Origin of the sequence: Streptomyces sp. NPDC048523, from assembly GCF_043199815.1 — a bacterium.
GTDB lineage: Bacteria > Actinomycetota > Actinomycetes > Streptomycetales > Streptomycetaceae > Streptomyces.
The window spans coordinates 437,605-451,085 of record NZ_JBICWQ010000005.1; the positions used below are offsets into that span (position 1 = coordinate 437,605).

Genomic DNA, 13,481 nt, shown 5'->3' on the forward strand with positions numbered 1-13,481 from the left:
TCCTGAGCGGTCCGGCGCAGCCGTCCTAGGCGGCGGAGCCGAAGCCGGTCCGGCGCGGCGCGCTGCGGCGTCCCGCTTCGCCCGCGGGACGGCCCGTTCCCGCCTGACCCCGGCGTCCACGACGGCCCCGGGACGGGGACGAAGACGATGACGAGGACGAGGATGTGCGGCGGGGGCGTTCCGCCTGCGGCGCGGTGATGACGACCGGGACACCGGAAGGCGCCTGGGCGCCGGTGATGCGGCTCAGCTCCTCCTCGCCCGAACGCACCTGGGCGATCCGGGGGGTGATGCCCGCCGAGGCCATCAGCCGGCTCATGTCGCGGCGCTGGTTCGGGGTGACCAGGGTGACGACACTGCCGGACTCGCCGGCGCGGGCCGTACGGCCGCCGCGGTGCAGGTAGTCCTTGTGGTCGGTGGGCGGATCGACGTTGACGACCAGGTCGAGGTTGTCGACGTGGATCCCGCGCGCCGCCACGTTGGTCGCCACCAGCACGGTCACGTGTCCGGTCTTGAACTGGGCGAGGGTGCGCGTGCGCTGTGGCTGGGACTTGCCGCCGTGCAGGGCCGCGGCGCGCACGCCGCTGCTCAGCAGGTGCTTGGTCAGCCGGTCCACCGCGTGCTTGGTGTCCAGGAACATGATCACCCGGCCGTCCCGTGCCGCGATCTCGGTGGTCGTCCGGTGCTTGTCCGCGTCGAGCACGTGCAGCACGTGGTGCTCCATCGTGGTGACCGCGCCGGCCGAGGGGTCCACCGAGTGGACGACGGGGTCGTGCAGGTAGTTCCGCACCAGCTTGTCGACGTTGCGGTCCAGGGTGGCGGAGAACAGCATCCGCTGCCCGCCCGGACGCACCTGGTCGAGCAGGGCGGTGACCTGCGGCATGAAGCCCATGTCGGCCATCTGGTCGGCCTCGTCGAGGACCGTGATGGCCACGTCGTCCAGCCGGCAGTCGCCGCGGTCGATGAGGTCCTTGAGCCGCCCGGGCGTCGCGACGACCACCTCGGCCCCGGCGCGCAGCGCACCGGCCTGCCTGCCGATGGACATGCCGCCGACGACGGTGGCCAGCTTCAGGTTCACGGAGCGGGCGTAGGGGGTGAGCGCGTCGGTGACCTGCTGGGCGAGCTCACGGGTGGGGACGAGAACGAGGGCGAGGGGCTTTCGCGGCTCGGCACGCTGTCCGGCCGTACGGGCCAGGGTGGCGAGGCCGAAGGCGAGGGTCTTGCCGGAGCCGGTGCGGCCACGGCCGAGGACGTCACGGCCGGCCAGGGCGTTCGGCAGGGTCGCCGCCTGGATCGGGAACGGCGCGGTCACGCCTTCACGGCCCAGCGTGGCCAGCATCCGCTCGGGCATGTCGAGGTCGGCGAACGCCTCGACCGCGGGCAGCGCGGGCGTGATCGTCTTCGGCGGGGCGAACTCGCCCTGCACCGTCTGCCGATTTCCGTTCGTCCTGGAACCACGGTACGGAGCGCCGGAGCGGCCACGGGTGGGATTTGAGCGCGTGCGATTCATGCGAAACCTTCCTTGATGCGGCACGTATCAAGGAATTCCCGCAGCCGGTGAGCGGCGCAGAGAATCGCGAGAACGGGCCGAGGCGATGTGTGTGATGCGCCCTGAAATGCCGCGAGCTGGGGCCCGCACCGCAAGGTGCGGGCCCCAGCTGCGAAGTTAGCGCGGCGGTGCCGAGCGTCAGGCCGGAACGATGTTCTCGGCCGTCGGGCCCTTCTGGCCCTGCGCGATGTCGAAGGACACCTTCTGGCCTTCCAGCAGCTCACGGAAGCCCTGGGCGGCGATGTTGGAGTAGTGGGCGAAGACGTCGGCGCCGCCGCCGTCCTGCTCGATGAAGCCGAAGCCCTTTTCCGCGTTGAACCACTTCACGGTGCCAGTAGCCATGTCATTTCTCCTTCGGAGGCGGTTTCGGAATTCACCCTGCGTGAATCCCGTGTCGCCGTGCTGATTAACCCGTCGGAAAAAACCTTGTGGCAACCACACCTGCAACTGAGATCGACAGTAGCACGGGGTGATCGACCCCGTCGGGGCGATAATTGTGGACCGCACCGACGTTCGGGGAATACTCGCCGTGCCCCGGTCCTATATCTCATTCAGCGGGCGCAGATATTGCGCTCCCCTGGGCGCCGCCTACCTCCCGCGCGCTCCGCCCGCAGCCCTGTGACCTCCGGTGATGGCGGATTTGCCGGGGTCATCGGCATCGGGGGCCGGCACGGCGGCGAACGCCCCGGAACCCCGCGATCACGATGAACGTCACATCCGGCGCCCGCGGCGGACCGCACCCGTGACACGCCCCCGGATGGACTATCCCGCTCATTTACGACCTTTCAGGCCATACCGTGCCGAATATGATGAGATTTCATATCTCCCGCCTGGCATGCACTGTGGCGATCATCGGGGCGGTGTTCGGGGCCGCCCCGCCCGTCGCCGCCGACCAGATGACCCACGTGGTCTTCCCCGGAGAGTCGATCCAGCAGGCGGTGGACGCCGCCGAGCCGGGCGACACCGTCCTGCTGACCCCGGGTACCTATCGCGAGAGCGTCATGGTGAGCACGCCCGGGATCACCCTGAGCGGCATGGGCCGCAGCACCGTCATCGAGCCCGCCCCGAAGAAGACCGGCAAGTGTGCCGAGGCCGGCAACGGCATCTGCGTACTCGGTACGAAGGACCACGACGTCGAGGGCGTCACCATCGCCTCCCTCACCGTGACCGGCTTCACCAGTACCGGCGTGTTCGCCATGGCGACCGACGGGCTGACCGTACGGAACGTGACCGCGGTGAAGAACGGCGTGTGGGGGATCGCCCAGGAGCGTTCCGTGCACGGGGTGTTCCGCAAGAACACCGCCCGGGACAACGGCGACGCCGGCCTGTTCCTCGCCAACACCATCAAGGAGGAGGCGGGCGCCGCGGACACCGGGGGAACCCTGGTCGAGCACAACCGCCTGGAGGGCAACCGGATCGGCCTCACCGTCCGGCGCCTGAGGAACCTCACCGTCGCGGCCAACCACCTCACCGGCAACTGCGCGGGCGTCTTCGTCGTGGGCGACGAGAACAAGCCGCGGGCCGGCGCGCTGACCGTGCGCGACAACTCCGTCGTGAAGAACAACAAGTCGTGCCCGAAGACCGCGCGGCTGGACGCGCTGCAGGGTTCCGGCATCGTGCTGACCGGTACCGAGGACGCTCTGGTGACGGGCAACCGCGTCATCGGCAACGCCGGCGCCTCCTCGCTGTCGGGCGGCATCGTCCTGTTCAAGAGCTTCGTGGGCACCCCCAGCGAACGGAACCGGATCTCCGACAACGTGCTGGAGGACAACGCCCCGGCGGACCTCGTCAACACGGACGCGGGCAAGGACAACACCTTCGAACACAACACCTGCCGGGCCTCCAGGCCCGCCGGAATGTGCTGACCGGCCATGGCGATCCAGGAACTCGAAGAAGAAAGGCGGCCCATGACGACCGCTCAGACCACTCGGACGGCCGAGGCCGCTCAGACCCCGCCGCCGTCCATGCGGCTCAGGGAACTCGTGTTCGGCGCGGCCTGTGCCGCCGCCCTCCGCGCGGCCGCCCGGCTGGGCGTCGCCGACGCCCTCGACGACAGCCCCCTGGCCGTGGAGGACCTCGCGGCCGCGGTGAAGACAGAACCCAGGACGCTGCGACGGCTCATGCGCGCCCTGTCCTGCTACGGCATCTTCGCCGAGCAGCGGGACGGGACCTTCGCCCACACCGACATGTCCCGGCTGCTGCGCGAGGACGATCCGAACAGCCTGCGCGCCATCGCGCTGTGGTGCACCGAGCCGTGGACCTGGGCCGCGTGGCCGATGCTGGACGAGGCGGTGCGCTCCGGCCGCAACGTCGTGGAGGACCTCTACGGCAAGGAGTTCTTCCAGTACCTCAACGAGGACGCCCCGGAGTCGGCCGACGTCTTCAACCGCGCCATGACGACCTCCAGCGTGCAGTCCGCGCGGGATGTGGCCGAGTTCCTCGATCTGTCGGGGAGCACGTCCGTCGCCGACATCGGTGGCGGTCAGGGGCATGTGGTGGCGAGCCTGCTGGAGAAGTACCCGTCGCTCCACGGCACCCTGCTCGACCTGCCGCGCGTGGTGGAGAACGCCGACCCGCGGCTGCGTCCGGGCGGCGCGCTCGCGGACCGGGTGCGCCTGGTGCCCGGTGACTGCCGTACGGCCGTCCCGGTCCAGGCCGACGTGTACATCATCAAGAACATCCTGGAGTGGGACGACGAGAGCACGACCCGCACCCTGCGCAACGTCATCGGGGCGGGCGGTCCGGGAGCACGGGTCGTGGCCATCGAGAACCTCGTCGACGACTCGCCCTCGATGCGGTTCAGCACCGCCATGGACCTGCTGCTGCTTCTCAACGTCGGAGGGGCCAAGCACACCACCGAGAGTCTGACCCGCAGGCTGACGGAGGCGGGCCTGGTCATCGACGACGTCCGCCCGGTCAACCCCTATCTGCACGCGTTCGACTGCACGATCCCCGCCTGACCGACCCTCGCCGGGCACGCGCGGTGCGTGCCCGGCGAACGGCGGGTCAGGAGGCGGCGTCCCGCTCCCAGCGGTAGAAGCACCGCGCCATCGCGTCCTTCGGTGACCGCCAGGTCGCCGGGTCGTACGCGCTGACGTACGCCGCGAGGCGCTCGCTGATGTCCCGGAACTCGGGGTGTCCGGCCGCCTTGGCGATGGCGGGCCCGGGGTCCTGTTCGGACTCGATGAGGTGCAGGTACACGTCGTCGAACTGGAACAGGCTGCGCCGGGCGACCCCGACGAGGTGCGGCAGTTCGCCGCGGTCCGACTCCTCGAACACCTTGGCGATGTCCAGGGCCGACTCCGGGGCCATACGGGCGACGATCAGGGACTGGTGCATCGTCATGTTCTCCGTCCCGCTCAGTCGGACAGCATCTGTACGGGCCGGCGCTCTTCGGCGGCCTTCTCGATGCGGTCCCGGATCAGCTCCATCTGGACCTTGGAGTTCCGGTTGATGTTGTCCGTCATCCAGTCGTCGTCGACCGGTGCGTCCGGCCGCATCGCGAAGTCCTGCGTCCACACCATCCGGGTGCCCTCGGGGACCTTCTCGTACTGCCACACGATGTTCATGTAGGCGAAGGGCCCGGTCTCGACCCGGCGGGCCCGCACGGTGAGCGTGTCGCGGTCCGGCTCCCGCTCCGAGACCCAGCTCCACACCTTGCCGTCCTTGTCGGGGTGCATGGTCAGCCGGAAGGTGGTCCGCTCGCCCTCCCGGGAGATGATCTCGGCGGAGGCGTACTCGCTGAACAGCTGCGGCCAGCTCTCGACGTCGTTGGTCATGTCCCAGACCAGGTCCAGCGGGGCCGCGATGGTGATCTCGTTCTGCGTGTGTCCGGTCATCTCAGGCTCCTGCCAGAAGCGCGCTGTTGACGAGTTCGAGGAACTGCCGGGGACTCTTGCTCTTCTCCGCGTCGGGAGGCATCGGGGTGCCGTACCGGTTCTCCAGCTCGCCCACGATGCCGAGCAGACCGAGCGAGTCGAGGCCGAAGGCGTCGAAGCCCGAGTCGCTGCGCTGCTCGAGCTCCTCGGGGGCGACGGTGATGCCGGCGGCCTTCTTCATGAGCTCGGCCAGCTCTTCCACGGTGATGCGGTCACTCATGGCGTTCCTCTCCTTGTGTGGTGTTGTGTTCGCGCAGCCTCGCTAGGAGGCGTCCGCGGCACCGCGCCGTAGCACCAGCGCCGCGTTCGACCCCATGAGCCCTCGGCTGAGGACCAGTGCCGTACGCGCCTCGGTGGCTCGCGCGCGGACGGTGACGAGGTCGAGGTCGTGGCAGACGTCGAAGACGTTGGGGGTGGGCGGGATCAGTCCGTGCTCCATCGCGAGCACCGCGGCGGCCACGTCCAGCACGGGCGCCGCACCGTAGGCCCGGCCGATGGCGGTCTTCGGTGCCGTGACGGGCACGCGGGTGCCGTGCGGGCCGAGGGCGTCCGCGATCGCCAGCGCTTCGGCACGGTCGGCCTCCGGGACGCCGAGGGCGTCGGCGAAGACCACGTCGATCTCCTCCGGTGCGCACCCGGCCTCGTCCAGGGCACCCCGGATCGCCTGGGCCAGCCCCTCCCGGGACTCCTCCCAGCGGGAGGCGCCGGTGAAGGTGGCCGCGTGTCCCGCCAGCGTGGCCCGCACGGGCACGCCCCGCTCCCGGGCCGATGCCTCGGCCTCCACGACGAGCATGGCACCGCCCTCCGCGGGCACGAATCCGCAGGCGGCGGTGGTGAACGGGCGGTAGGCGCGGTCCGGTTCCGCGACGGTGCTCAGCTCCTCGTAACCGAGCTGGCAGACCATCGAGTAGGGGGCCAGCGGCGCCTCGGTCGCGCCGGCCACCATCACGTCGGTGCCGCGCCGCACGGCCCGCGCCGCGTGCGCCAGGGCGTCCAGACCGCCCGCCTCGTCGGAGGCGACCACCCCGCAGGGGCCCTTGAGGCCGCGCCGGATGGAGATCTGGCCGGTGCTCGCGGCGTAGAACCAGGCGATGGACTGGTACGGCCCGACGAACCGGCTTCCCTTGCCCCACAGTTGCTGCAGCTCGCGCTGCCCGAACTCGCCGCCGCCGGAACCGGCGGCGGTGACCACGCCCACGGAGAACGGCGCGGCGTCGGTGTCGGACCGGCCGAGCCCGGCGTCGTCCAGCGCCAGGTCGGCCGCGGCCATCGCGAAGTGGGTGAACCGGTCGGTCTGGACGAGGTAGCGCTCCTCGACCGCCGAGGGCGGATCGAAGTCCCGGATCTGACCGGCCACCCGCAGCGGCAGGTGCTCACACCCGTCACGGGTGATCCGGTCCAGGACGGCGACGCCCTCCATGGTGGCCTTCCAGAAGGCCTCGGTGCTGATTCCGTTGGGCGCGACCACGCCGATTCCGGTGACGGCCGCGCGCCGGGGTTGGGGTGCGCTCATTCGGTCCTCTCCCTCGGCAGGGTCATGATCACCGCGGACTGGAAGCCGCCGAACCCGCTGCCCACGGAGAGCACGCTGCGCAGCTTGCGCTCGCGGGCCACGCGCGGCACGTAGTCCAGGTCGCACTCGGGGTCCGGGGTCTCGTAGTTCGCGGTGGGCGGGACCACCTGGTGGGCCAGGGCCAGCGTGCAGGCGACGACCTCGATCGCCCCGATCGCGCCGAGGGAGTGGCCCACCATGGACTTGATGGAGCTCATGGGCGTGTCGTAGGCGTGCGCGCCCAGCGCCCGCTTGACCGCGGCCGTCTCGTGCCGGTCGTTCTGCAGGGTGCCCGACCCGTGCGCGTTGACGTAGTCGATCGCCGTGGGGTCGAGCCGGGCCTGGTCGAGGGTGTCCGTGATGGCCCGGGCCATCTCCAGGCCCTCACCGGTCAGACCGGTCATGTGGTAGGCGTTGCCGAACGTGGCGTAGCCGCCGATCTCGCAGTACACGCGCGCGCCGCGGGCCCGTGCGTGTTCCAGTTCCTCCAGGACGAGCACCGCGCCGCCCTCGCCCATGACGAACCCGTTGCGCCGGGCGTCGAAGGGGCGTGAGGCGTGGGCGGGGTCGTCGTTGCTGGGGGAGGTGGCCTTGATCGCGTCGAAGCAGGCCATGGTGATCGGGGAGATCGGCGAGTCGGAGGCGCCGGCGATGCACACGTCGGCCCTGCCTTCCTCGATCGTGTGGAAGGCGTATCCGACGGCGTCGAGCCCCGAGGTGCAGCCGGTGGAGACGGTCTGCACCGGCCCGCGCGCCTCGAACCGCTCCGCCACCGCCGAGGCGAGAGTGCTGGGGGAGAACGCCCGGTGCAGGTGCGGACCTGCCTCCCGGGGGTCCACGTCCCAGCGCTGCCCGCCGTGGCTGACCAGGACGTAGTCGTGCTCCAGCCGGGTGGTGCCGCCGACCGCGGTGCCCAGCGAGACCCCGACCCGCCACGGGTTCTCCGCGGCCAGGTCGAGGCCGGAGTCCCGTACCGCCTCCTCGCCGGCGACCAGGGCGAACTGGAGGTAACGGTCGCTCCGGGCGATCTGCTCCGCGTCCAGTCCGTGGGCCGCCGGGTCGAAGTCGCACTCGGCGGCGATCTGCGAACGCAGCTCCGACGGGTCGAAGAACGTGATCCCGCGGGTCGCCGTACGACCGCTGGTCAGCAGGTCCCAGAACGCCGGGACGCCGATACCGCCCGGAGCGACGATTCCTATGCCGGTGACCGCCACGCGCCTGTTCATGAGCGCAACCCGGATTGTTCGGCCGCCCCGGCGTGGACCGCGTCCACGGGGATCGGCACCCCGTCGGCGTCCTCGGTGTCGACGTGCCCGAGCGGCGGGCTCGGGGCCAGCGGGCCGAGGTGGAAGACCATGCGGGCCTCCACGTTGCCGACGTTGCGGAAGCGGTGCCGCATGTGGGACGGGATCAGGAGCCCCTGCTCGGGCCGCAGTTCATGGGGCTCACCGTCCAGGTCCACCTCGAGCTGCCCGCACACCACGTAGATGAACTCCTCGGAGTACGGGTGGTAGTGCTCGGCGATGCGGTCGCCGGGCTGCACGATGGCCACACCCATGAAACCGCTGGTGGAGCCGACCGTGGTGGGGGTGAGCAGGGCGCGCAGATCGCCCCCGCGCCGGGTGTTGGGCTCGACCTCGCTGAGGTCCACCACTCCGGGATGACGTTTGATCACGAGGTTCCTCCGAACATGTGCTGCTTCGACATGAGGGCGTGGCCGGTCACGGCCCGAGCAGGTGGATCAGGCCTCGGGCGCGCGGCGGTCGGTGACGAGGTCCATGCGGGAGACCGCGAGGAGGTGGGCGGGGGTGCTGTCCCGCAGGGCCGGACCGTCCACCCCGAGGGCTTCGCCGTCGAGGAGCGCCGTCAGCTCGGCCGCCCGGCCGTGATCGGTGAGACCGAGCACCGGGCCGGGGTCGCCGTCGAGGGGGCCGCGCACGTCGACCAGGCGCATCACGACGTCGTCGCGCTGGAAGATGGTGCTGCGCAGCACCGGTCCCCGCGGATCGTCCGCCGCCGCCTCGTCCTGCCGGGCGAGCAGCTCGGCCAGCTGCATGCCGCGGCCCTCGCGGGCCGGGTAGTACAGCGCGTGCCGCACGGCCTCCGGGCTCTCCTGTCCGGCCGTCACATGGTGGACGGCGGGCAGCGCCGCGCGGGTGAAGAAGACCCGGGCGGACTCGGGGTCGTCCAGGTCCCGGTCCTGCTCCAGATAGGGGTTGATGGCTTCCTCGACGGCCCGCACCTCGGGCTGGCGGGCGACGTGGCGCAGCGCGGCGAGCAGGTCGCCCCGCACCTCGATGGCCCGGACGACCCGGTTGCCGTGCATGAAGAGGGAGGTGCGGATCAGCCGGGTGGTGTCGTCGACCCGCGGTTCCGGCGAGGTGTAGCCGGCGAGGATCTCGGCGACGGTGGTCTCGCTGCCCGGCTTGACGGTGAAGGTGAGCGCGTGGCGGATGACCCCGTCACCGATCCTGGGCGCCGCCTGGAGTCGGCGCTTCCCGGGCCCGGTCGGCACCGCCGGGCCGCCGGTCTCGCGGACGATGTGGAAGCGCAGCGACCGGGTGTCCCGGACGCAGCTGTGCAGCGGCTGCACCATCCGCACGTGTTCCTCGCTGTTGACCCAGGTGAGGAACGGCGGGGCGCTCTCCCACTCGCTGGTGATGAGCCACTGGGAGGGGTTCTCGATGGACTGGCACAGCTGGTCGCTGACATGTCCGGGAACGGAGGCGACCTGACTGCACAGACTCTCGTACGCCTCCAGGAACTGCTGCTGGGCCCCGTCGTAGACGTCGACCAGCAGGACGACACGGAGCCTGGAGCCGTCGAACACGGACTGGGAGACTCGCTGCGACGCCTGTTGCGTGGGCGCTTTCGAAACACGGTCGGACGTGGTGGTCATCCTGCGCACATCTCCTTCGGGGGCTAAGGCGGGCGAACGTCGGCCACGGGGCGTGACGTCGGCGTTCCTCGATCGTCAGCCCGCCCCGGGAAGCGCGCGACTCGTATGCACCGTGGGGGTGACCGGCGGCCCGGGAGCCGGGCGGGGCGGGGCGGGTGAGGGGGGCTCAGAGGAGGTGGGCGAAGACCACGAGGTTGTCCGTGTAGTCCTTCGCCGAACGGTCGTAGTCACCCGCACAGGTGATGAGCCGCACCTCGGGCCGGGCCGTGTCGTCGTACACGCGCCGGCTGGGGAAGTTGTCCTTCTCGAACGTCTCCACGCTGTCGACCACGAAGGACGCTCGGCGCCCGTCGGCGCGGTCGACGTGGAAGACGTCCCCCTCCTCCAGTTCGCCGAGGTTCACGAACACGGCCGCCGACGTCTTCGTGTCGACGTGGCCGGCGATGATCGCGGTGCCCGGTTCCCCGGGGGAGACGCCCTTGGCGTGCCAGCCGACGAGGTTGGTGTCGCCGGCGGGAGGAGGTTCGAGCCGGCCGGTGGGGCCGATGACGAGGTCCGTGAAGGGGGCGTCGACCCCGATCTTCGGAATGAGCAGGCGTTCGGGTCTGGACCGCGGCAGTTGCCTGCCGGCCGGCTGCCCGGCCGCCTGTCCGGGCGGTGCGGGTGGAGCCGATACGGCGGTGGGCAGGGCCCGCGGCGGCCGGGGGGCGTCGGCGGACGACCCGTCGTTTCCGCCGAACAGGATCACGGCCAGCACCAGGAGTGCCGTGGCGGCCAGCATCAGCTTGGTGTGGGACCCGTCCCCGGTCGGGGCGGGATCGTCCTGGCCGGGACTGTCTGCGGGGGGAGAAGGACGAACTGCCATCGGGCACCACCTCACCAGGGCACGGCAGCAAATCAGGCGGACGGGGCACGGGGAGGGCCGGCCGGGCCGCCACGCGGCACACGCGTGGCGGCCACGGCGGCTATCGCGTCCGGCATCGGTCAGGCCATGCTTCCGGCGAACTTCTTACGGCGTGCCGCGTACAGGCCGGTTCCGGCGACCACCAGCATGGCGAGGCCGCCCGTGGTGACCGCCGGGGAGGCGAGCCCGCCGCCGCCGGTGTGCATGCCGCCGCTGGGCTTCTCGTGGCTGCCGCTCCAGCCGCCACCGTCGTGCTTGCCGCCACCGGACTCCCGGCCCTGCTCGCTGTCCTTGTCCTTGTAGGTCTCCGGGTCGTACTTGGGGTTGGTGTGCTCCTTGCTGTAGGAGGAGTCCGACGAATCCCAGTCGTCCCCGGCCGCGTGAGCGCCGGGTGCGCCGAGAACGAGGACGGCCGAGGCCGCCGCCGTGGTCAGGAGGATGCGGGCAGAGCGCATGTGACGTTCCTTCCGTCGGTGGCCGGGCAGCTGCTGCTTCGTCAGCTGAGGTGGCCCGCCCCCGACGTGATCCACCGTCAGTCACCCGGGCGTCCGCCACCACTCAAGGCGCTCACCCGGGTGAACACACCCGCATCCGGGGGAATGTCAGACGGATCCGAGCAGGGTGCTCAGCACCTGACGCAGCGTCGATTCGGCATCCGCGACCGGCCCCTGCGACCGCCAGGCCACGAACCCGTCGGGCCTTACCAGTACGGCGCCTTGGGGCGTCGTACCGTGCGCGGCCGACCAGTCCGTGCCGCCCTCGGGCGTCAGCTCGGCGCCCGGTCCCTCGCCCAGCCGGTACGACGTCAGCGGGACGCACGTCTCCGCGGCGAGGCGGACGGCGGCCTCGTGCCAGCCGCTCGCTGCCTCGGCGTCGCTGAGCAGGACGAGCGAGCGTTCGTAGAGGTCCAGGGTGGAGATCCGTTCCCCTTGGTGGCGCACCGCCAGGTGCGGTGCCCGGCTGCCGGGTTCGCCGGACAGGTCGAGGCGGTCCGGGACGACCGGGGTCGCGGGATCGGCGCCCACGACCGCGCCCTGCGGATAGCGGTAGCCGAGGGCCACGTTGAGGATGCCGCGCTGCGGGCCGCCACCGGTGCCGGGGGGCGGGGCGTAGCCGGGGTGGCTGTGCTCGGCCGACCGGGCGGCGGCGCGGGCGCTGGTCGCCTCCGCCACCGGGCGCCGCTCGGCGTCGTAGGAGTCGAGGAGCGTCTCCCCGGCCCAGCCGCCGAGGACCGCGGCGAGCTTCCAGGCGAGGTTGTGCGCGTCCTGGATACCGGTGTTGGAGCCGAACGCCCCGGTGGGGGACATCTCGTGGGCCGAGTCGCCGGCCAGGAAGACGCGCCCCGACCGGTAGCTGCGGGCGACGCGCTGGGCGGCGTGCCAGGGGGCCCGGCCGGTGATCTGTACGTCGAGATCGGCGACGCCGACCGCGCGGCGGATGTGGTCGATGCACCGCTCGTCGGTGAACTCCTCCAGCGTCTCGCCGTGTTCGGGGTGCCAGGGGGCGTGGAAGACCCAGTTCTCCCGGTTGTCGACGGGCAGCAGGGCGCCGTCGGCCTCCGGGTCGGTCAGGTAGCAGACGATGAACCGGCGCTCGCCGACGACGTCGGCGAGGCGGCGGGAGCGGAAGGTGATGCTGACGTTGCTGAACAGGTCACCGGGACCGCTCTGGCCGATGCCGAGCTGCTCGCGGACGGGGCTGCGGGGGCCGTCGGCGGCGACGAGGTAGTCCGCCAGGACGGTGGTGTGCTCGCCGGTCTCCCGGCTCTTGAGGATCGCGGTGACGCCGGAGGGCCCGGAGTCGAAGGACAGCATTTCGGTGGCGTACCGCAGATCGCCGCCGAGCCGCGTGGCGTGGTCGAGGAGGACCGGCTCCAGGTCGTTCTGGCTGCACAGGCACCATGAACTGGGGCTGAAGCGGGCCAGTCCGCCGCCCGCGTCGATCTCCTTGAACAGCCACTCGCCCGCGTCGCCGACCAGGGTGGGCGTCTGCAGGATCCCGTGGTTGTCGGCCAGGGTGGCCGCGGCCTGACGGATCATCGGCTCGACGCCGGCCGTCCGGAACAGTTCCATGGTGCGCACGTTGTTGCCGCGGCCACGGGGGTGGATGGAGGTGCCGGCGTGCCGCTCCACCAGCATGTGCGGTACGCCCAGTCGGCCCAGGAAGACCGAGGTGGACAGGCCGACGAGGGAACCGCCGACGATGAGGACGGGGACCCTGTGGGTGGTGGGTTCGGCTTGGGCAGCTCTTTGGTTCATCACTCGCCTCCAGCGCGTCGTGTCCGCCGACTCGTCCGGGTGCGGCGGCGAGCTTCATGCATGCCCCGCGACACGACCACGGGCACAGGCTTCACCCGCTCAACACGCCCGGTTCCCCGAGTCGGCGGGCACTCGACGTGACGGCGGCTTCGACGCGCGCGGGGCCCCGATGCCGTACGGCATCGGGGCCCCGGAGGATCGGTACTGCGCCGGCGGCTCCTTGATGTGCGAGCCGCCCAGTGCGGCCCTCAGCCTCGTCGCCATCCTGGGAACGCCTTGGCTTCGAGGCTCGAGAGCCGCACTGACCTGCGAACTTCGTCTACCACTACCCGCCAGTTCGTGTCTGCCGGGTCTCTTTCGACCATGTCTACGATATGAAGCGTAACCATGTCGGCTCAGGATGTCTACTCTGGCAAGAGTAGATTTGCTGGCCCGGACCGCAGG

14 protein-coding genes are annotated in these 13,481 nt (G+C 71.1%); 2 read left to right on the forward strand and 12 right to left on the reverse strand.

The genetic code is table 11. The annotated features are described in order from the left end of the window. Nucleotides 1-25: 25 nt before the first annotated feature. Together ACGFWE_RS27585 and ACGFWE_RS27590 are read right to left on the reverse strand one after the other, a co-directional pair. Nucleotides 26-1,507, reverse strand: a complete 1,482-nt coding sequence (locus ACGFWE_RS27585) for a DEAD/DEAH box helicase (protein WP_352387478.1) — start codon at nt 1,505-1,507, stop codon at nt 26-28. Between the two features lie 177 nt (nt 1,508-1,684). Then, nucleotides 1,685-1,888: a cold-shock protein gene (locus tag ACGFWE_RS27590; protein WP_004986771.1), complete on the reverse strand. Its 204-nt coding sequence runs from the start codon at nt 1,886-1,888 to the stop codon at nt 1,685-1,687. Between the two features lie 464 nt (nt 1,889-2,352). Here ACGFWE_RS27590 and ACGFWE_RS27595 point away from each other — a divergent pair, with 464 nt between their 5' ends. Continuing rightward, entirely contained in the window at nt 2,353-3,411 is a 1,059-nt protein-coding gene (locus ACGFWE_RS27595; RefSeq protein WP_352387480.1) for a right-handed parallel beta-helix repeat-containing protein, read from the forward strand. A 42-nt stretch (nt 3,412-3,453) separates the two neighbouring features. Then, nucleotides 3,454-4,506 carry a methyltransferase gene (locus tag ACGFWE_RS27600; protein WP_352387481.1) on the forward strand — a complete coding sequence of 351 codons (1,053 nt, stop codon included), beginning with the start codon at nt 3,454-3,456 and terminating at the stop codon, nt 4,504-4,506. Nucleotides 4,507-4,552: 46 nt separating this feature from the next. On the opposite strand, the gene ACGFWE_RS27605 is transcribed toward ACGFWE_RS27600, so the two are convergent. The 10 genes from ACGFWE_RS27605 to ACGFWE_RS27650 form a co-directional block, all read right to left on the reverse strand. Continuing rightward, nucleotides 4,553-4,885 (reverse strand): TcmI family type II polyketide cyclase, encoded by a 333-nt coding sequence (locus ACGFWE_RS27605; protein ID WP_352388042.1) that lies wholly within the window; start codon nt 4,883-4,885, stop codon nt 4,553-4,555. Between the two features lie 20 nt (nt 4,886-4,905). After that, entirely contained in the window at nt 4,906-5,385 is a 480-nt protein-coding gene (locus ACGFWE_RS27610; protein WP_352387483.1) for an SRPBCC family protein, read from the reverse strand. Nucleotide 5,386: 1 nt separating this feature from the next. Beyond that, a complete protein-coding gene (locus ACGFWE_RS27615) occupies nt 5,387-5,644 on the reverse strand; it encodes an acyl carrier protein (RefSeq protein ID WP_352387485.1) in 258 nt (85 codons plus the stop codon). A 42-nt stretch (nt 5,645-5,686) separates the two neighbouring features. Further along, the gene (locus tag ACGFWE_RS27620; RefSeq protein ID WP_393602450.1) at nt 5,687-6,937 is read right to left on the reverse strand and encodes a ketosynthase chain-length factor; all 1,251 of its coding nucleotides are present in this window, start codon (nt 6,935-6,937) and stop codon (nt 5,687-5,689) included. Then, nucleotides 6,934-8,202 carry a beta-ketoacyl-[acyl-carrier-protein] synthase family protein gene (locus tag ACGFWE_RS27625; protein WP_352387488.1) on the reverse strand — a complete coding sequence of 423 codons (1,269 nt, stop codon included), beginning with the start codon at nt 8,200-8,202 and terminating at the stop codon, nt 6,934-6,936. Before ACGFWE_RS27625 ends, ACGFWE_RS27620 begins: the two co-directional genes overlap by 4 nt. Beyond that, a complete protein-coding gene (locus ACGFWE_RS27630; RefSeq protein WP_352387490.1) occupies nt 8,199-8,651 on the reverse strand; it encodes a cupin domain-containing protein in 453 nt (150 codons plus the stop codon). Before ACGFWE_RS27630 ends, ACGFWE_RS27625 begins: the two co-directional genes overlap by 4 nt. A 66-nt stretch (nt 8,652-8,717) precedes the next feature. Further along, nucleotides 8,718-9,875 (reverse strand): SchA/CurD-like domain-containing protein, encoded by a 1,158-nt coding sequence (locus ACGFWE_RS27635; RefSeq protein ID WP_393602452.1) that lies wholly within the window; start codon nt 9,873-9,875, stop codon nt 8,718-8,720. A gap of 166 nt (nt 9,876-10,041) precedes the next feature. Beyond that, nucleotides 10,042-10,740 carry a class F sortase gene (locus ACGFWE_RS27640; protein ID WP_352387494.1) on the reverse strand — a complete coding sequence of 233 codons (699 nt, stop codon included), beginning with the start codon at nt 10,738-10,740 and terminating at the stop codon, nt 10,042-10,044. Between the two features lie 119 nt (nt 10,741-10,859). Then, complete coding sequence (locus ACGFWE_RS27645; RefSeq protein ID WP_352387496.1) at nt 10,860-11,234, reverse strand: hypothetical protein; 375 nt, start codon at nt 11,232-11,234, stop codon at nt 10,860-10,862. Between the two features lie 147 nt (nt 11,235-11,381). Next, complete coding sequence (locus tag ACGFWE_RS27650) at nt 11,382-13,037, reverse strand: FAD-dependent oxidoreductase (protein ID WP_393602455.1); 1,656 nt, start codon at nt 13,035-13,037, stop codon at nt 11,382-11,384. Nucleotides 13,038-13,481 lie beyond the last annotated feature (444 nt).